Source organism: Streptomyces sp. NBC_00370 (assembly GCF_036084755.1).
In the GTDB taxonomy this organism is placed as follows: domain Bacteria; phylum Actinomycetota; class Actinomycetes; order Streptomycetales; family Streptomycetaceae; genus Streptomyces.
The window spans coordinates 5,904,406-5,922,613 of sequence record NZ_CP107968.1 but is presented as its reverse complement, the minus strand read 5'-3'; the positions used below and the strand labels follow the sequence as shown (position 1 = coordinate 5,922,613).

Sequence of the window (18,208 nt, the reverse complement as noted above, 5' to 3'; positions counted from 1 at the left end):
GGCGTTGCCGTGAGAAGAAGAAGGGGGACGGCGGGCAAGGGAGGTGGAGACTTCCCCCACCCGCCGGACGGGGTGCTAGTACCGCGACCGGCAATGTCTGCCCGACAGGGCAAGGCTTGCCGGGAGGGGCACTAGTAGCACTCCTTGGTGCCCTTGAACAGCTTCATGCTCAGACCGCTGAGCTTGAAGGTGCCGGCTGTGGTCGCCCACGCCGTCTGCTTCACATCGGTCAGCACGGCCCGCTCGGCCTGCTGTGCGAAGCCGTAGGGGTTGGTCTTCCCCTTGTCACCGGGTGCGATACCGGCGCCCTTGGTCTCACCGGCCGCCACACCGATGTCGATGTTCGTGAACGTCGCGTTCGCGTTCAGATCGGCGACATCGATGTACAGGTTCTTGGCGCTGACCGGAGTCGCACCGCCGCCGGCCTTGAGCTGCAGGCTGATGCTGCCGAAGATCGGCACATCCGGTGTGACCACCGACTGGCACATGTTGGTGATCTTCGCGGACGTGAACCCCGAGACGGCGACCGGGTTGGCGCTCTTGTTGCCCTTGAGGTCCGTGCCCGTGTCGATGCTGCCGTACTGGGTGAACCCCCGGCCGTCCAGCTTGTCGGCGCTGACCTTGAAGCTCTGGCCCGACACACTGAACGAAGCGGCGAGCGCCCCCTGTGCCAGCGCGACACCGATCGCGGCCGTCGCGGCCACGCTCGGCACCATGACGACGGCGAACCGCTTCCATCTGGTCCCACCACGTACTAGGGACTCCATCAATGTCCTCCTTCTCGGACGTACATCTCCGGACCGGGCCGGAGCCCGTCCTGGGATGGGAGAAGTGCTACGTCCTCGGGAAGGAGAGCGCCTGTTCCGTAGAGGCGCGAACCGCGTCCGAAGAACCGGCGATCACCCCCGAGCGACAACCACTGGCCACGCCTTCGCGCAACCTCTGGACAGGCCCTGCCGGTGAGCAGGAACCCCCCTGTCCGGGCCGGGGGTGCTGGGCACCCGCCGGTCCACCCGGTGGGGACCCAAGGCCGACGGGCGCGGCTGGTGACCGTGCCGGTGCGGTATTGGACCGAGCGTCGCCGATCGTGGTGCATTCCAGCTCATGACACAAGGGGGTTCGTTACTGGCTAGTAACGCCCCGATAACCGGCCGACGACCGCGTGCCATCAACTCGGCACAGAGGGTGCAATCGACCCGTCGCGATGATGGTGCGATTGCCGCACAAATCAGGACAGAGGAAGGGGGGCGCTTTACTGCGAGTAACAGCGGCCGTACTTGCCAAGTTTTGGCAAAATACGGCCGCCGGTGTCGTCGTGTCGCCAAATCACCGTCGGAGAAGGAGGGCCGCCGACGGACTCGCGGTCAGAACAGCACGCGGGCCAGCGACTGCCGCGCCGCGGTCACGAGCGGGTTGTCACCGACGATCTCGAAGAGTTCGAGCAGCCGTACGCGCGCCGCGTTCCTGTCGTCGCCCGTCGTGCGGCGGACGGTCTCGATCAGCCTGCTGAAGGCGTCCTCGACATGGCCGCCGTACAGGTCGAGATCGGCGGCCGCGAGCTGCGCCTCGACGTCGTCGGGCGCCTCCGCCGCGTCCTTGCGCACCTGCTGCGGGTCCAGGCTGTGCACCCGGCCGAGCAGTTCGGCCTGGCCGAGGCCGAGCTTGGCCTCGGTGTTGCCGGGGTCGTCGGACAGGACGTTGCGGTACGCCTGCGCGGCGCCGCTGAAGTCGTCGGCGTCCAGGGCCTGGGCCGCGGCCTCCAGCAGGGCGTCGTAGGGCCCCACGGGGGCAGCAGGGGCCTCCGTCTCGCCCTGTTCGGCGCCGGCCTCGGTGTCGACGGCGATGCCGGTGAGCCCGAACCGCTCCTCACCCACCTGGATCAGCTGGTCCAGCGTCTGCCGGATCTGGGTCTCGGGGGCCGCGCCCTGGAAGAGGGGCAGCGCCTGGCCCGCCACCACGGCGAAGACCGCGGGGATGCCCTGGATCCCGAACTGCTGCATCAGCATCTGGTTGGCGTCGACGTCGATCTTGGCAAGGACGAACCGGCCGCTGTACTCGATCGCCAGGCGCTCCAGCACCGGGCTCAGCTGCTTGCACGGCTCGCACCACTCGGCCCAGAAGTCGATGACGACCGGTACCTCGGCGGAGCGCTGGAGGACGTCGCGCTCGAAGCCGGCCTCGTCGACGTCGATCACCAGGCTGGAAGGGGGTACGGCGGCGGCGCCGCCGTCGCGGGCCGCCTCGGCGCGGGCCTGCTCGGCCTTCGCCTTGGCCTCGTTGGCCGCCTTCACCGCGGCGAGGTCGACGACGCCGCTCATGGACATGTTCCTAGGCTGCATGAGTACATCCTCCCCCCTCCGCGCGTACTTCAGAAAAGCGTTCAGAAAACCGTTCTGCGGCGCCGGGTCCCCACCCGGCGCCAGTGGTTGTCGCGGAGAGCCGGTGAGGGCTTTCGCTACGGGTCGTAGCGTAACTGCGCGCGGCGGGGAGCGGGCGGGAAATGGCCGTGAACTGGCTCACAGCGCATTGCCTACCGGCCGGTATGGTCACCGTCATGTCGAGTACGGGACGTACGACAGGCCGCCCCCGCAGCGCCGAGACGGACGCCGCGATCCTCGCGGCGACCAGGCAGGCGCTGGTGGATCTTGGCTGGTCGAAGGTGACGATGGGCGACGTGGCGGCCAGGGCCGGGGTCGCCAAGACGACGCTCTACCGGCGCTGGCCCGGCAAGAACGAGCTGGTCGTGGACGCGGTCGCGGTCCTCTTCGACGAGCTGGAGGTGCCGGACCTGGGCAGCCTGACGGCCGACGTGCAGGGGGTCGTGCTCCAGTTCGGCGCGCTGCTGGAGCGGCCCGAGACCAGGACGGCGCTGATGGCCGTGGTCGCCGAGTCGACCCGCGACCCGGCGCTGCGGGCCCGGATCCGCGCGATGATCGTCGATCCGCAGAAGCGCCTCGTGCACGAGGGGCGGGAGCGCGCGCGGCGCCGTGGCGAACTGCCGGCCGCGGACGATCCCGAGACGGCCGCCCGCGACACGGACCTGATCTTCGACGTGGTGGCGGGGGCGGTGGTGCACCGGGCGCTGGTGAGCGCGGAGCCGGTCGACGCCGAGTGGGCCCGCCGGTTCACGGAGCTGCTCGTGTCGGGGATCACCGGCGCGGGGAGCGCGGACACGCTCCCCGGGACAGCGCCCTGAACTGAAGGTGCGTCACTTCGCCAGTCTGGCCAGCAGCGAGGACGCCGCGGTGATGCCGGCCGCCGCCGCCAGCGCCAACACCCCGTAGTCGAGCAGCAGATGGGACGAGGTGCCGAGCAACAGGCCTCTCAGTGCGTCGACCTGATAGCTCAGCGGGTTGATCTTGCTGAGCACCTGGAGCCAGCCCGGCATGATCGCCACCGGGTACAGCGCGTTCGACGCGAAGAACAGCGGCATGGTGATGGCCTGTCCGATCCCCATCAGCCGGTCGCGGGTCAGCACGATCCCCGCGATGGTCATCGAGAGGCAGGAGAAGAAGGCCGAGCCGAGGATCACCGCGACGGCGACGCCCAGCAGTCTGAGCGGGTTCCCGGTGAGCCCCACACCGAGCAGCGCGGCGATGACGATCACCACGACGGCCTGGATCAGGGCCTTCACCCCGGCGGCGAACGCCTTGCCGGTGATCAGCGCCGACCTCGGGGTCGGGGTGACCAGCAGTTTGGTGAGGATCCCGGCGTCTCTCTCCCAGATGATCATGATGCCGTAGAAGATCGCGATGAACATCGCCGACTGGGCGATGATGCCGGGCGCGAGATAGTCGATGTACGGGATGCCGCCGGTCGGGATCGCCTTGATCCGGGTGAAGGTCTCACCGAAGATCAGCAGCCACAGCGCGGGCTGCACGGCGCGGGTGTACAGCTCCGTACGGTCGTGCCGCAGCTTCTGCAGCTCGACCACGCACATCGCGCCGATCCTGGCGGCCAGCACCCGCCAGCCCGTGCGGGCGCGCGGCGGGGAGAGCAGCAGATCCAGTTCGAGGGGGTGCGACGCGTCAGCCGACGCGGGTCGCTGTTCGGCGGGTGCTTCGGACACTGCGGAAATCGCCTCCCTGTTCGTCGAGGCCACGCCCGGCGACGTCCCGGAAGACGTCCTCCAGCGTCGGCGCGGCGTTCTTCTCGCCCGCGGCCCGCTGCCGCTCGCGCAGCTCGGACCGCAGCTCCTCGGGGGTGCCGAGCGCGTGGATCCGGCCACGGTGCATCAGGGCGAGCCGGTCGCAGTACTGATCGGCCTCGTCCATGTAGTGCGTGGTGACCAGGACGGTCATGCCGGTGGCCTTGCGCACGGCGTTGATGTGCTCCCACACGCTGGTGCGGGCGATCGGGTCGAGGCCGATGGTCGGCTCGTCCAGCATCAGCAGCCGGGGGGCGCTGACCAGCGCCTGGGCGAGTTCGAGCCGGCGGATCATGCCGCCGGAGTACGTCTTGGCGAGCCGGTCGGCGGCGTCGCCGAGATCGACGGCGGCGAGCGCCTGCGCGACGCGCGCCTTGCGTTCGCGGTGGCTGACGTCGAAGACACGGGCGAACAGCGAGACGTTCTCCCGGCCGGTGAGCGCGGCGTCGGCGGAGAGCTGCTGCGGTACGTAGCCGAGCAGCCGGCGCACCGCCATCTTCTCCTTGGCCGCGTCGTGCCCGAAGACCAGGACGCGGCCCTCGGGGACCGGCAGCAGCGTGGTGATGCAGCGGATCGCCGTGGTCTTTCCCGCGCCGTTGGGTCCGAGCAGCCCGAACACCTCGCCCGAACCGACGGTCAGTTCGAGGCCGTCGACCGCCTTCGTCTCGTCGAAGGTGTATTCGAGGTTGTTGAGCGTGACCGCGTCGGGTCCCGTCGGTTCGGTCATGTCCCCTCCACTTCCTCATGCAGGTTCTCGGCGAGCCTGCGCAGCGCCGGGAGGGCGGCGGCCAGGGCCGCCCGGTCCTCCTCGGTGAGCCGGGCCAGCTGGTCACGTACGAGCGCGCCACGGGCCGCCTCCCAGTCCCGCAGCCGGGTGACGGCGGCGGGGGTGGGCAGCAGCCGGGCGGAGCGCCGGTCGGCCGGATCGGTCTCGCGGACCAGATAGCCGGCCGTGGTCAGCTGGTTGACCAGGGTGGAGACCGAGTTGCCCGCGAGATACAGCTCCTTGGCCGCGTCCGAGACCCGGATCCCGGGCCGGGCGGCGACCAGTCGCAGCAGCGCGATGCCGCGCACGGGCGGTGCGGGCGTCGGCAGACCCGCGCGCAGCTTGCGCCGGATCATCCGCTGGATGCCCGCCAGCACGCCGGCGAGCGCGTCGGGGAACTCCTCTGTGGCCATGCCGTCGATTTTACCTCTCATACAGAGCTATTGGCGAGACCACCGACCCGGTGGGACAGGCGTACGAAAAAGCCGGCCGCCCCCCGGAGGGTGCGGCCGGCTCTGCAAACGAAAGGGCTAGAAGCCGGGCGGCTCGGTGTACGTGCCCCACTCGTCGCGCAGCACGCCGCAGATCTCGCCGAGCGTCGCCTCGGCGCGGACCGCCGCCAGCATCGGGGCGATCATGTTGGAGCCGTCGCGCGCCGCGGCGAGCATGGCGTCCAGCGTCTTGCGCACCTCGGCGTCGTCGCGGGCCGCCTTGCGGTCGGCGAGCGTCCGTACCTGGTCGCGCTCCACCTCGTGACTGACCCGCAGGATCTCCAGATCGCCGGTGACCGAGCCGTGGTGCACGTTGACGCCGACGACCCGCTTGTCACCCTTCTCCAGCGAGCGCTGGTACTGGAAGGCGGACTCGGCGATCTCGCCGGTGAACCAGCCGTCCTCGATACCCCGCAGGATGCCGGAGGTCATCGGGCCGATCGGGTGCTGTCCGTCGGGACGCGCCCGCACCCCGCGCTCCTTGATCTGCTCGAAGATCTTCTCGGCGTCGGCCTCGATCCGGTCGGTGAGCTGCTCCACGTACCAGGAACCGCCCAGCGGGTCGGCCACGTTGGCGACGCCGGTCTCCTCCATCAGCACCTGCTGGGTGCGCAGCGCGATCTCGGCGGCCTGCTCGCTGGGCAGCGCCAGGGTCTCGTCCAGGGCGTTGGTGTGCAGCGAGTTGGTGCCGCCCAGCACGGCCGACAGCGCCTCGACAGCGGTCCGTACGACGTTGTTGTACGGCTGCTGGGCGGTCAGCGAGACGCCGGCCGTCTGGGTGTGGAAACGCAGCCACTGCGCCTTGTCGGTCTTCGCGCCGTAGACCTCCTTCATCCAGCGGGCCCAGATCCTGCGGGCCGCGCGGAACTTGGCGATCTCCTCGAAGAAGTCGAGGTGCGCGTCGAAGAAGAAGGAGAGGCCGGGCGCGAAGACGTCCACGTCCATGCCCCGGCTGAGGCCGAGCTCCACGTACCCGAACCCGTCGGCGAGGGTGTACGCCAGCTCCTGCGCGGCCGTCGAGCCGGCCTCACGGATGTGGTAGCCGGAGACCGACAGGGGCTTGTAGGCGGGAATCTCGGCGGCGCAGTGCTCCATCAGGTCGCCGATCAGGCGCAGATGGGGCTCGGGCTGGAACAGCCACTCCTTCTGCGCGATGTACTCCTTGAAGATGTCCGTCTGGAGGGTGCCGTTGAGTACGGCGGGGTCGATGCCCTGCCGTTCGGCGGCGACCAGATACATGCAGAAGACCGGCACGGCCGGGCCGCTGATGGTCATCGACGTGGTGACGTCGCCGAGCGGCAGGTCACCGAAGAGGACTTCCATGTCGGCGGCCGAGTCGATGGCGACGCCGCAGTGGCCGACCTCGCCGAGCGCGCGGGGGTCGTCGGAGTCGCGGCCCATGAGGGTGGGCATGTCGAAGGCGACGGAGAGCCCGCCGCCGCCGTTGGCCAGGATGGTCTTGTAGCGCTCGTTCGTCTGCCGGGCGTTGCCGAACCCCGCGAACTGGCGGATGGTCCAGGTCCTGCCCCGGTAGCCGGTGGGGTGGAGGCCCCGGGTGAAGGGGTACTCGCCGGGCCAGCCGATCCGGTCGAAGCCCTCGTAGGTGTCTCCGGGCCGTGGCCCGTAGACCGGCTCCACCGGATCACCGGAGAGCGTGCTGAAGTCGGCGTCACGCTTGCGGGCCTTGTCGTAGCGGGCCTGCCAGCGGCGGCGGCCCTCCTCGACGGCGTCAGTGCCCGCGCTGTCGGTGCCCGCGCCGTCAGCGCTCGTGCCGTCCTTGCCCTGCGTGCTGTGCCTACCGTCCATGGATACAAATTTACTAGGACGTCCGAGTAAATGTCGACGCCTCACCGCCGCGAGCCGTACTCGCGGCGGTCGCGGTCAGACCTTGACGGCTTCCGGGGCGGTGCCGACGATCAGCGGCTCCAGCTCGCGGGAGATCCGGCGCTCCACGAAGAAGGCGGCGGTCGGGACGGTACCGGCCAGCAGCACCCAGAGCTGCTTGGCGACCGGCCAGTGGGCCTTGGAGCCGAGGTTGAAGGCGACGCCGAGGTAGACGATGTAGAGCCAGCCGTGCGCGATACCGACGATCTCGACGAAACCGTCGGCCCCGTCGATGTCGAGCAGGTACTTGGCGATGACTCCGAGAGTCAGCAGGACCAGCAGCACGCCCGTGACGTACGCCATGACCCGATAGCGGGTCAGCACGCTTCGTTTCATGGGGACGAGCGTAACCGCACGTTCCGGGCGATCTTCGCGCGGGTCGGCCGCTCGCGGCCCGGTCCTGCGGGACGGTGTCAGGCGTCGAAATCCTCGGCGGCGACCCGCAGCGGACGGAGCATCGCGAAGATCTCCGCGCACTCCTCGGCGTCGTACGCGCCGAGGCCGAAGTCCATCCCCATCAGATCCTTGGTGGCCGCCTCCACGACCTCCCGGCCCTTGTCCGTGATGGAGGCGAGGGTGCCGCGGCCGTCGTTGGGGTTGGGCCGCTTGTCGACGAGCCCGGACCGGACGAGCCGGTCCACGGTGTTGGTGACCGAGGTCGGATGGACCATCAGCCGCTCGCCTATCTTCGACATCGGCAGCTCGCCCGCCTTGGAGAAGGTGAGCAGCACCAGTGCCTCGTACCGGGCGAAGGTCAGCCCGTACGGCTTGACGACGGCGTCGACCTCGGCGAGCAGAATCTGCTGGGCGCGCATGATCGACGTGATCGCACCCATGGAGGGCACGGGCCCCCAGCGCTGCTGCCACAGTTCGTCGGCGCGTGCGATGGGATCGAAGGGGAGGCTCAGCGGCTTCGGCACGGCACCGACCCTACCCACAGGTCATATGCTGGTCAGCCTTGTCTCGCAGTTCGGTCCGATCACCCGGGCCGTACCGTCCGCTGGTGTCGATCCCGGAGCGAGATGCCCCTTATGTCACGATGAGCCGGTCCTGTCGTTACGGAGCCGTCGCCAAGGGGGCTGGATGTCCGGCCGCAGACCGCATAGCCGCCCGCTCGCCGCCACGCCGACGGCCGCCGCCCTCGCCGCGCTGCTCGCCGTCGGCGGCTGCTCGTCACCGTCCCCCGGCGAGGAGCCGGGCGCCCAGGCCGGGCTCTCGGTGGCCAACGGCGAGGCGGCGCCCACCGCCGACTCACCGTTCTGGGTCGACCCGGACAGCGACGCGGCCCGCGAGGTCGTCCTGCGGCGCAAACAGGGCCGTGCGGCCGAAGCGACGGCCCTGCGCAGGATCTCGGAGCGCCCCGTCGCCGACTGGCCGGCCGGTGACAACCCCGCGCCGGAGATCCAGCGGGCGGTCCGGGCCGCCGCGGAGCACCGGCGCACCGTGGTCCTCGTCGCGTACAACATCCCGCACCGCGACTGCGGCCTCTACTCGGCGGGCGGCGCGCCCGACGCCCAGGCGTACCGCGACTGGATCGGGGCCTTCGCCGGGGCCATCGGCGACGCGCCCGCCGTGGTAATCCTGGAGCCGGACGCGCTGCCGCACATCGCGGACGGCTGCACACCGCCGCAGGGCCAGGCCGAGCGGTACGAACTGCTGTCGCAGGCCGTCAGCCGGCTGAAGCGGCAGCCGAGGACCCGGGTCTATCTCGACGCGGGCAACCCGGCCTGGATCTCCGACCCGGCGCGGCTGACCGGACCGCTGCGGCGCGCGGGGATCAACGTGGCCGACGGGTTCTCGCTCAACGTGTCCAACTTCCAGAGCAACGACAGCGTCAAGCTGTTCGGCACGCAGCTGTCCGGCCTGCTCCGCGGCTCGCACTTCGTCATGGACACCAGCCGCAACGGTGCGGGGCCGCTGCCCGGCAACCGCGCGGAGGCCTGGTGCAACCCGCCGGGCCGGGCGCTCGGCACACCGCCGTCCACCAACACCGGCAACGAACTCCTCGACGCCTATCTGTGGATCAAGCGGCCCGGCGACTCGGACGGCCCCTGCCGGGGCGGCCCGGCCGCCGGCACCTGGTGGCCGGACTACGCCCTCGGCCTGGCCCGCCGCGCGAAGAGCTGACCGTCAGCCCTTCACCTGGATCCACTTCGCCACCGACGACACCCCGTCCGCGTCGGTGACGAACAGCATGTACCAGCCGGGCGGCACCAGCGTGCGGTCCTCGGGCACGTGGACCGTCACCGAGTCCTTCTGCCGGGTGAGGTCCAGCGCGATCGACCGCTGCTCCACGTCCGTGGTGTGCGTGACCGCGCTGGGCCGCATCAGCCGCGCCTTGACGATCGCGCCCGGGTTCGCCGTCGTGAAGCGGGCCCTGCCCCGCTGGTCGGGCTGACTGGGCCCCTCCCCCAGCACCGGGCGCCGCGCCGCCCTGCCGCCCTGGAGGCTCGGCGGGGTGTAGATCTCCACCCGCTGCTCGAACGTGCCGAGCTTGGTGTTGTCCGCGTCGTCGAAGAGCGGGTCCGAGCCGAACGTCACCACCCGGCCGTCGGGCAGCAGCAGCGCCTCGGAGTGGTAGTTGCGCCCCACGGTCGGATCGGCCGCGGGCCGGAACGCGTTGGTCTTCGCGTCGAAGAACTGCGCCTTGTGGATGTCGCTGGCGCTGCGCCCCCGGTAGTTGGACGAGCCGCCGGTGGTGAAGACCGAGTCGTCCGGCATCAGCACGCTGCTGAGGTAGCGGGTGCCCTGCGGCAGCCTCGGCCCTTCCTGGAACGCGGGGTTGTCCTTCTTCAGGTCCACGATGCCGGTCCTGGGCGTCGACTTGGACGACTCCCCGACCCCGCCGCCGCCCAGCACCATCACCTTCTGGTCCTGCACCGGCGGCAGCAGCACCGACGCCGACGTCTCCGTCTGGTCGATGTCGGTGAGTCCGTTGACCCGGGTGAAGGTGTTGGTGCCCAGGTCCCACAGCCCCGGCTGGCGGCCCTTCTCGGCCGGTCCGTAACCGGCGTTGGAGCCGGAGTAGAACAGCTTGCCGCCCTTGGTGAGGAAGAGCGCCGGGTACGTCGGGAAGTAGCGGGACGGGCCCTTGGTCCAGGTCTTGGCGGCCGGGTCGTAGATCTCGTTGTCACCGGTCTGTACGACACCGACGTCGTCGAGGCCCGAGACCGCGAGCACCCGGCCGTCGTCCAGGCCGACCAGCGTCGGGTACCAGCGGGCCTTCTTCATCGGGTCCACGGGGATGTACCGCTCCGCCGTGGGGTCGAACTCGTAGGCCTCCTTGATGCCTTGGAAGTCCTGCTTCTCGGTGGTGAGCTTCTGCGCGAGCCCGTAGAGGTTGTCGGCGTCCTTGCCGCGCAGCCCCTCGATCTCGTACTGGGCCGCCTCGGTCGTCAGCGCCTGCGGGCCCTTCTCCGCGGCCTCCACGAACACCCGGGCCTCACCGGCCGTGATCTTCGTCTTCCAGGGCAGCATCCGGCCGCCCTTGGCGTAACTGACCTTGAACTCCCGTTTGGCCCTGGGCACGGTGACGGGGAACTTGCTGACGTACTCGACGCCGGACGGCGAGCGGAAGCGGGTGCCCTTCTTGAACGTGACGGCCTTGTCGGGGCTCTCGTTCTTGACCCGCATGCCGCCACCGGCCCGCTTGACCGTGCCGTCCAGCACCTCGTAGCGCGCCGTGCCGCCCGCCACCAGCAGCTTGCCGTCCGGGAGTTGGCTGTGGCCGCCGCAGAAGAAGTCCACCGGCGTGGGGATCTTCTTGAAGGAGTTGTCGGCCGGGTTCCACAGGACGGTGTCGAAGGATCCCGCGTCGAACTTCTTCTGGTTGTTGCCGGACCCGGCGATGATCAGCACCTTGCCGGTGTGCAGCAGCGCCGCGTGGATCGCGTTGACCCGGTACTTGTGCGGGACGTCGAGCAGACTCCAGGAGCCGTAGCGCGCCTTGTACCCGGGCTGCGCGATCTTGTACGCGTGGTACTTGTCGCCGGCGAAGGAGACAGCCGCGGGGGCGTTGAGGCCGGCGAGAACCACCAGCGCGCCGCCGCCGATCAGTGTCTTCTTGAGCTTTTTCGACGGCCGGTACCGGTAGGCCATGGCTCAGTTCCCTCCTGTCGTCGTCGTGGCGAACGCCGGCTGCGGCTCTCCGCCCGTGTCGGTGTCGGTGTCCGTGTCGGTGGCCGGCGGGCCGGCCGCGCGCGCCGGCGCCGGGCCCGCGAGCCGTTCCTGCCTGCTCGTCCAGAGCCAGATCGCGACAGGCGCGAGCGAGATGACCAGCGCCAGCACCGCCCAGGTGCGCATCGCGGCATGGGTGTGGCCGAGGAAGACCGAGGCGATCAGCGAGCTGGTCAGCACGGCCGCCCAGAAGAGGTGCAGCCGGAAGGTCATCAGCCGGTCGGGGCTGGCCTCGCCGCCCTTGGGCGTGACCACGAAGCGGCCCCGGGTGCGCAGCAGCGCCGAGCCGAACGACTTGAGGTAGATCGGCGCCGACAGGGCCGACATCGCCATGCCCGCGAGGCCGCCCGAGCCCTCGGGCTCGTGGGGCGAGACGTTGTGCCGCCGGTTCCACAGGTAGAGGCCGACCTGGAGGGCCGCGGCGTCGCTGTAGAGCATCAGCCAGACCTCGGACGACACCTGCGTGCCGGAGGCGCCCAGCCACAGGAACAGCACGGAGCTGAGGATGCCGAGGAACCAGTTGACGGCCGTCATCGGGTAGTAGACGAGCATCAGCGTGTAGCTGAGCAGCCGGCCGGGCGGCACCCGGAACGGCGCTTTCCAGTACTGCTTGATCAGGGTCTCGAAGGTGCCGCGCGACCAGCGCAGCTGCTGGGTGAAGAAGTCGGTCCAGGACGCGGGGCCCTCGCCGACCGCCAGCACGTCGGGGGTGTAGACGGAGCGCCAGAACCGGCCGGTGAGCGGGTTCCTGGTGCGGTGCAGCTCGAAGCCGGTGGCCATGTCCTCGGTGATCGAGTCGTAGAGGCCGCCGACCTGCTTGAGCGCCTTGATCCGTACGACGTTGTTGGTGCCGACGAACATCGGCGCGTGGTAGCGGTTGCCCGCGCGCTGGATCAGGGCGTGGAAGAGGAACTGCTGCGATTCGGCGGCCTTGGTGACGGGCGAGTCGTAGTTCCCGTACACCTGCGGTCCGACGACGAAGGCGACGTCCGGGTCGCGGAAGTAACCGAGCATCCGCTCAAGGAAGTTCGGCAGCGGTACGTGGTCGGTGTCGACGGAGGCGAAGAAGTCGTACTCGTCGCCGTGCATCGCGAGCCACGCGTTGTAGTTGCCGTGCTTGGTACGGGCCTTGTGCACGCCCTTCGCGCGGTTCCACTCGGGGACGCCGCTGCGGGTGAAGTGCCGTACGCCGAGCTCGGCGCAGAGCGCGCGGGCGGCCTCGTCGTCGCCCTCGTCGAGGAGCCAGACGTCGAGCGGTCCGCAGTGCCGCAGCCGTACCGCGCCTTCGAGGGTGGCCCGCACCATGGCGAGCGGTTCCTTGCCGGGTACGTACGTGGTGAGGAACGCGACGCGGGTGCCGACCTCGGCGGGGACGGGCACGGGGTCCCTGGCGACCATCGTGGCGTGCGCGATCGAGGCGACGTTCACCAGCATGAAGAAGGCGATGGCCCCGATCGACACCAGCATCACGTGGTCGAAGGCGATCAGCCAGCGCTCACCGCCGGCCCGCTCGGTGCGGTGGCTCGGCCAGACCAGGTAGACCAGCAGCACGCCGGAGAGCAGCGGCGCGAGCGTCATCAGCAGGACGGCTCGTATTCGGTGGGGTTCCTGTGCGAGCAGACTCCGGTACTGCACCCGGTAGGCGACGGCCGGGTCGGGTTCGTCGAGCGGGCCGGCGAGGCAGCTGTGAAGGTCGTACTCGTACTCGGACATATCCCCAACAAAAGGGGACGTTCCCTGGCGTGTCGACCGGTGTCGTCCGAGTGAGGCGCTTTATGTTCGACGGTTACTTCGTACGGAGGTGTCGCTCCACCGTCTCGACCTTGGACGTGAGGCCGTCGGTGACGCCCGGCCTGATGTCGGCCTTGAGCACGAGCGAGACGCGCGGGGCCTTCGCCTCGACGGCGGCGACGGCCCGCTTCACGACGTCCATCACCTCGTCCCACTCCCCCTCGATCGAGGTGAACATGGCGTCGGTGTGGTTGGGCAGCCCCGACTCACGGACCACGCGCACGGCGTCGGCGACGTACTCGCCGACGTCCTCGCCGGCACCGAGCGGGGAGACGGAAAAGGCGACGATCATGCGTTCACCGTACCCTCGCGGCGGGCGCGCGCGGCGATGACCGCGTCGGCGGAGGCCCGCTTGAGCTTGCGCTCGGCGAAGAAGCCGCCGGTCGGCAGCACGGACAGCAGGAGATAGAGGGCGGCGGTGCCGATGCCCCACTTGGCGCGCCGCCAGGAGTCCGCCCAGAAGAGCACGTACAGGACGAAGAGCACCCCGTGGATCATGCCCATGACGGGGACCGCGTTGAAGTCGGTGGTGCGCTTGAGCACCGAGCAGACGAGCAGCAGCAGGAACGACACGGCCTCGGGCGCCGAGACCAGCCGGAGGCGGTGGAGAGCGGATGCGGTCTTGATGTCCACGGGTCAGGCACCTTCGTCAGGGGGCATCGATCGGTGAGCGGGATCTTGTGAACGGATGCACAAGCCCCGCCTCATTGTGTCAGCCGGATCTCCGCCGACGGGTGCCAGGGTCGGGTCGTGACATCAGGCCCTGTTCGCCGCGCCCCCGGCCCGTTACCTTCGTCCCGTGGCTCAGTTCCGACTCCAAGGCAGCAAGATGCTCGCGGTCGATATGACCGGCGACGCGGTAAAGGCGAAGAACGGCTCGATGGTCGCCTATGACGGCCGGATGACGTTCAAGAAGCTGTCCGGCGGCGGTGAGGGTCTGCGGGGCATGGTGACCCGCCGGCTGACCGGCGAACAGATGACGGTGATGGAGGTGAGCGGCCAGGGCACCTGCTGGTTCGCGGACCGGGCGAGCGAGATCAATCTCGTCTCGCTCCACGGCGACAAGCTCTTCGTCGAGGCGAGCAACCTGCTCTGCACCGACGCGGGGCTCCGGACGGGTACGACCTTCACCGGGCTGCGCGGCGGCGCGAGCGGCAACGGTCTGTTCACCACGACCGTCGAGGGCATGGGCCAGGCGGCGATCATGTCGGACGGCCCCGCTGTGGTGCTCCGGGTGACCGGGCAGTACCCGCTGATGGTCGACCCCGGCGCGTACATCGCCCACCAGGGCAACCTCCAGCAGAACTTCCAGTCCGGGGTCAACTTCCGCACGCTCATGGGCGAGGGTTCCGGCGAGTCCTTCCAGATCCGCTTCGAGGGCGACGGGCTCGTCTACGTACAGCCCAGCGAGCGGAACACGATCGGGGGTGACGTCTGATGCCGTTCCGTGAGATCAACTCGAAGATGGTCGAGGCGACCGTCATGCCGGGGCAGAAGATGTTCAGCCAGCGCGGCGCGATGATCGCCTACCGCGGGGACGTCAGCTTCACCCCGAACATCCAGGGCGGCCAGGGCGGTGTGATGTCGATGATCGGCCGCCGGGTCGCCAACGAGGCCACCCCGCTGATGACCGTCGAGGGCAACGGCACGGTGATGTTCGGCCACGGCGGCCACCACATCCAGGTGATCGGCCTGACCGGCGACACCCTGTACGTGGAGGCCGACCGGCTGCTGGCCTTCGACGGGACGCTCCAGCAGGGCACGATGTTCATGGGCTCGCAGGGCGGGGTCATGGGGATGGTGCGCGGCCAGGTGACCGGACAGGGTCTGTTCACCACGACGCTCAAGGGCCATGGGTCCGTGGCCGTGATGGCGCACGGCGGAGTGATCGAGGTGCCCATCTCGCCGGGGCGCGAGGTCCATGTGGACCCGCAGGCGTACGTCGCGCACCACGGCGACGTACGGAACAAGCTCTCCAGCGCGCTCGGCTGGCGCGACATGGTGGGGCGCGGCTCGGGCGAGGCGTTCCAGCTGGAGCTGAGCGGCAACGGTGCGGTGTACGTCCAGGCGTCGGAGGAGAAGCTGTGACCGGCCCGGTGATCTTCGATCCGATGACGCTGCCGAGCGACGACAACGTCAACAACTACACCTTCTGCGTGGAGCTCAAGGGGAGCCAGTGGTTCCTGCAGAAGGGGAAGATGATCGCCTACTACGGGCGGATCGACTTCAACGGCATCGGCCACGGCAGGTTCCAGGGCCTGGTGCGCACCAGCTTCCACTCGCCGCTGCACGCGGCGGACTGGGTGGTGGCCGAGGGCAGCGGCAAGATGCTGCTGGCCGACCGGGCGTTCGACGTGAACTCGTACGACCTGGAGGACGGCAACCTGACGATCAGGTCGGGGAATCTGCTGGCCTACCAGCCCACGCTGGCGCTCAAGCAGTCGATCGTGCCGGGCTTCCTCACCCTGATCGGCACCGGGAAGTTCGTCGCCGCCTCCAACGGCCCGGTGGTCTTCATGGAGCCGCCGCTCAAGGTGGACCCGCAGGCGCTGGTCGGCTGGGCCGACTGCCCGTCCCCCTGCCACCACTACGACCACGGGTACATGACGGGGCTGATGGGCGGGCTGCGCGCCATGACGGGCATCGGCGGGGCCTCCGGTGAGGAGCACCAGTTCGAGTTCGTCGGCGCCGGTACGGTGCTGCTCCAGTCCACCGAGATCCTGATGGCCGAGCGGGTGACGGGCACGGTGCCCAACGAACCCGGCGTACCGGGCGGCGGTGGCGGCCAGCGGCCGGGCCAGCAGCCGCCCGGCGGGCAGCGGCTGCCGGGACAGCTGGGCGATCTGCAGCGTCGTTTCGGGCTGTGAGAGTAGTTCGGCCTGGGTGGGTAGACGGTCGGTGAGGGTGAACGCCGCGCACCGGGTGCGCGGCGTCACATCCACACTTTGTACAGAATTCAACATCTTAGGTAGAATCCTGATATGGAGACCGAGACTGCCACTCACTGGCTGAGCGACGCGGAGCAGTGCGCCTGGCGCACCCACCTGGATGTCAACAGGCTGCTGACGCACCAGCTGGAGAAAGACCTACAGCCCTTCGGCCTGACCATGAACGACTACGAGATCCTGGTGAACCTCTCGGAGTCCGACGAACGCCGGATGCGGATGAGTGACCTCGCCGCCGCCACCCTCCAGTCCAAGAGCCGGCTGTCCCACCAGATCACCCGGATGGAGACGGCGGGGCTGGTCAAGCGCGAGCACTGCGAGTCCGACCGGCGCGGGCTGTTCGCCGTCCTCACGGATCTGGGCATGGAGACCATGCAGCGGGTGTCGCCGCACCACGTGGCGTCCGTGCGCAAGCACTTCATCGATCTGCTGTCGCCCGAGGCCCTCGCCGATCTGCGCAAGGCGCTCGGCCCGGTGGCGGAGCATCTGCACGGCCACCGCGGCAAGCTCTGACGTCAGCGGGCGGGCGGCAGCCGCAGTTCGAACAGCGCGCCGCCGCCCGGTCCTGGCCCGACCGTGAGCGAGCCGCCGTGCCGCAGCGCGACATCGCGGGCGATGGCGAGGCCGAGCCCCGCTCCGCCGTCGTCCCGGCCGCGCGCCTCGTCGAGCCGTACGAACCGCTCGAAGATCCGGTCCCGCTCGGACTCCGGCACCCCGGCGCCGTCGTCACCGACCGCGAGCACCACATCGCCGGCCTCCCGGCGCAGCCGTACCCGTACCTCGGTCTTGGTGTGCCGCTGGGCGTTGTCCAGCAGATTGCCCAGCACCCGGGCCAACTGGCCACGTGAGCCGCAGACTTCGAGACCGGCGGCAGCGTCGACCGTCACCGGGACCCGGTCGGTGGCCCGCTGGGCGACCTCCTCGGCCACCAGCGCGCCCAACTCGACCCGGGTCTCCCCCGGCCGCTCCCCCGCGTCCAGCCGGGCCAGCAGCAGCAGATCCGCGGCCAGTTGCTGGAGCCGTACGGTGTCCAGGACCGCGCCCGGCACGTCGAGCAGCTGTGGATGGGCCGAGCCCACCTCCAACTGGGTGCGCAGCGAGGCGATCGGGCTGCGCAGTTCGTGCGAGGCGTCGGCGACGAAGCGGCGCTGGCGCTCGACCGAGGCCTCCAGCGCGGTCAGCGTCTCGTTGGTGGTACGGGCGAGCCTGGCCACCTCGTCCTGTCTGCCGGGCTCGGGCACCCGGCGCGACAGGTCCTCGGACGCGGTGATGGCGGCCATCTCCCGGCGGATGCCTTCGACCGGGGCGAGCGCCCTGCGGGTCACCAGCCACGTGACACCCCCGACGATCAGCAGCAGGGCGGGCAGTCCCACCAGCATGGCGGTGGTGGCGGTGTTGAGGGCGCTCTGCCGGGCGGCGAGCGAAGAGCCCACCCGCAGCAGGACCTTGGCGTTGTTCCGGTCGGTCACCTCGATGGTGACGAAGCGGTAGTCGGCGGAGTGCCCGTCGACCGTGGCGCGGCCCGAGGTGTGGGAGATGACATCGCCGACGCTGCCGAGCCCGGACCCGTCGTCGTCGCTCCCGCTCCGGTCGTCGTCGCCGCTACTGCCGCTGCCGCTGTTGTCGTCACTCCCGCTCGGGTCGTCGTCACCACCCCCGTCGTCGTCGCTGCCGCCGCCCTTGCCCTTCCCGCTGCCCTTGCCGCCGTCGTCGTGGAAGGCGGCCGGTGTCTTGGGCGGGACGGACACCGGGGCGGGAGCAGGTTTCACCGCGGCGAGCCCGGTCCCGCTGACGGCTTCCAAGTCCTTGCTCGCGGCGAGCAGTTGACCACCCCTGGTGGACACCTGCACCGGGTGGTCCTCCCCGTCGGGAAGCTCCAGCCGCGCGTACGGCACCGGGTTCGGCACCTGGGCGATGATGTCGACGGCGATGTCCCTGGCCGCCGAGTCGGCCTGCTGGTCCGCCTGTCCCGTGAGGTTCGAGCGCAGCGACATCAGTACGGCTATCC

At 69.9% G+C, this 18,208-nt stretch carries 19 protein-coding genes; 6 read left to right on the top strand and 13 right to left on the bottom strand.

What is annotated here, in order from left to right; all coding sequences use genetic code 11:
- Positions 1-131: 131 nt before the first annotated feature.
- Together OHS57_RS26555 and OHS57_RS26550 are read right to left on the bottom strand one after the other, a co-directional pair.
- Positions 132-767 (bottom strand): DUF6230 family protein, encoded by a 636-nt coding sequence (locus OHS57_RS26555; RefSeq protein WP_041984240.1) that lies wholly within the window; start codon positions 765-767, stop codon positions 132-134.
- 597 nt (positions 768-1,364) lie between these two features.
- Positions 1,365-2,339: a tetratricopeptide repeat protein gene (locus tag OHS57_RS26550; RefSeq protein ID WP_328583566.1), complete on the bottom strand. Its 975-nt coding sequence runs from the start codon at positions 2,337-2,339 to the stop codon at positions 1,365-1,367.
- 215 nt (positions 2,340-2,554) lie between these two features.
- Between OHS57_RS26550 and OHS57_RS26545 the strand changes: the two genes are divergently transcribed.
- Positions 2,555-3,196: a TetR/AcrR family transcriptional regulator gene (locus tag OHS57_RS26545; protein WP_328583565.1), complete on the top strand. Its 642-nt coding sequence runs from the start codon at positions 2,555-2,557 to the stop codon at positions 3,194-3,196.
- 12 nt (positions 3,197-3,208) lie between these two features.
- Here OHS57_RS26545 and OHS57_RS26540 read toward each other — a convergent pair whose 3' ends face one another.
- The 6 genes from OHS57_RS26540 to OHS57_RS26515 form a co-directional block, all read right to left on the bottom strand.
- Positions 3,209-4,069 carry an ABC transporter permease gene (locus OHS57_RS26540; RefSeq protein WP_041984244.1) on the bottom strand — a complete coding sequence of 287 codons (861 nt, stop codon included), beginning with the start codon at positions 4,067-4,069 and terminating at the stop codon, positions 3,209-3,211.
- Positions 4,029-4,874: an ATP-binding cassette domain-containing protein gene (locus OHS57_RS26535; protein WP_328583564.1), complete on the bottom strand. Its 846-nt coding sequence runs from the start codon at positions 4,872-4,874 to the stop codon at positions 4,029-4,031. The genes OHS57_RS26540 and OHS57_RS26535 overlap by 41 nt, the downstream gene beginning before the upstream one ends.
- Complete coding sequence (locus OHS57_RS26530; protein ID WP_328583563.1) at positions 4,871-5,326, bottom strand: MarR family winged helix-turn-helix transcriptional regulator; 456 nt, start codon at positions 5,324-5,326, stop codon at positions 4,871-4,873. The genes OHS57_RS26535 and OHS57_RS26530 overlap by 4 nt, the downstream gene beginning before the upstream one ends.
- A gap of 117 nt (positions 5,327-5,443) precedes the next feature.
- Complete coding sequence (locus OHS57_RS26525; protein ID WP_328583562.1) at positions 5,444-7,210, bottom strand: acyl-CoA mutase large subunit family protein; 1,767 nt, start codon at positions 7,208-7,210, stop codon at positions 5,444-5,446.
- 75 nt (positions 7,211-7,285) lie between these two features.
- Entirely contained in the window at positions 7,286-7,624 is a 339-nt protein-coding gene (locus OHS57_RS26520; protein WP_041984250.1) for a DUF3817 domain-containing protein, read from the bottom strand.
- Between the two features lie 77 nt (positions 7,625-7,701).
- Entirely contained in the window at positions 7,702-8,208 is a 507-nt protein-coding gene (locus tag OHS57_RS26515) for a MarR family winged helix-turn-helix transcriptional regulator (protein WP_328583561.1), read from the bottom strand.
- Between the two features lie 163 nt (positions 8,209-8,371).
- On the opposite strand from OHS57_RS26515, the gene OHS57_RS26510 reads away from it, so the two are divergent.
- Positions 8,372-9,415, top strand: coding sequence for a glycoside hydrolase family 6 protein (locus OHS57_RS26510; protein WP_328583560.1), 1,044 nt, complete (start codon positions 8,372-8,374; stop codon positions 9,413-9,415).
- Positions 9,416-9,418: 3 nt separating this feature from the next.
- Here the strand turns inward: OHS57_RS26510 and OHS57_RS26505 are convergent, their stop codons facing one another.
- From OHS57_RS26505 to OHS57_RS26490, 4 genes are all read right to left on the bottom strand, one after another.
- Complete coding sequence (locus OHS57_RS26505; RefSeq protein WP_328583559.1) at positions 9,419-11,386, bottom strand: galactose oxidase early set domain-containing protein; 1,968 nt, start codon at positions 11,384-11,386, stop codon at positions 9,419-9,421.
- A 3-nt stretch (positions 11,387-11,389) separates the two neighbouring features.
- Entirely contained in the window at positions 11,390-13,177 is a 1,788-nt protein-coding gene (locus OHS57_RS26500) for a glycosyltransferase family 2 protein (protein WP_328583558.1), read from the bottom strand.
- Between the two features lie 73 nt (positions 13,178-13,250).
- The gene (locus OHS57_RS26495) at positions 13,251-13,547 is read right to left on the bottom strand and encodes an MTH1187 family thiamine-binding protein (RefSeq protein WP_041984255.1); all 297 of its coding nucleotides are present in this window, start codon (positions 13,545-13,547) and stop codon (positions 13,251-13,253) included.
- Positions 13,544-13,888, bottom strand: coding sequence for a DUF3817 domain-containing protein (locus tag OHS57_RS26490; protein ID WP_328583557.1), 345 nt, complete (start codon positions 13,886-13,888; stop codon positions 13,544-13,546). The genes OHS57_RS26495 and OHS57_RS26490 overlap by 4 nt, the downstream gene beginning before the upstream one ends.
- A 166-nt stretch (positions 13,889-14,054) precedes the next feature.
- Here OHS57_RS26490 and OHS57_RS26485 point away from each other — a divergent pair, with 166 nt between their 5' ends.
- The 4 genes from OHS57_RS26485 to OHS57_RS26470 all read left to right on the top strand — a co-directional run bounded on the left by OHS57_RS26485 (position 14,055) and on the right by OHS57_RS26470 (position 16,713).
- Entirely contained in the window at positions 14,055-14,693 is a 639-nt protein-coding gene (locus OHS57_RS26485) for an AIM24 family protein (RefSeq protein ID WP_078863412.1), read from the top strand.
- Positions 14,693-15,343: an AIM24 family protein gene (locus OHS57_RS26480; protein WP_041984260.1), complete on the top strand. Its 651-nt coding sequence runs from the start codon at positions 14,693-14,695 to the stop codon at positions 15,341-15,343. The genes OHS57_RS26485 and OHS57_RS26480 overlap by 1 nt, the downstream gene beginning before the upstream one ends.
- A gap of 23 nt (positions 15,344-15,366) precedes the next feature.
- Positions 15,367-16,122, top strand: a complete 756-nt coding sequence (locus OHS57_RS26475; RefSeq protein WP_041995076.1) for an AIM24 family protein — start codon at positions 15,367-15,369, stop codon at positions 16,120-16,122.
- A 114-nt stretch (positions 16,123-16,236) separates the two neighbouring features.
- A complete protein-coding gene (locus OHS57_RS26470; protein WP_328583556.1) occupies positions 16,237-16,713 on the top strand; it encodes a MarR family winged helix-turn-helix transcriptional regulator in 477 nt (158 codons plus the stop codon).
- Positions 16,714-16,715: 2 nt separating this feature from the next.
- Here OHS57_RS26470 and OHS57_RS26465 read toward each other — a convergent pair whose 3' ends face one another.
- Positions 16,716-18,194, bottom strand: a complete 1,479-nt coding sequence (locus OHS57_RS26465; protein ID WP_443043098.1) for a sensor histidine kinase — start codon at positions 18,192-18,194, stop codon at positions 16,716-16,718.
- Positions 18,195-18,208: the final 14 nt, after the last annotated feature.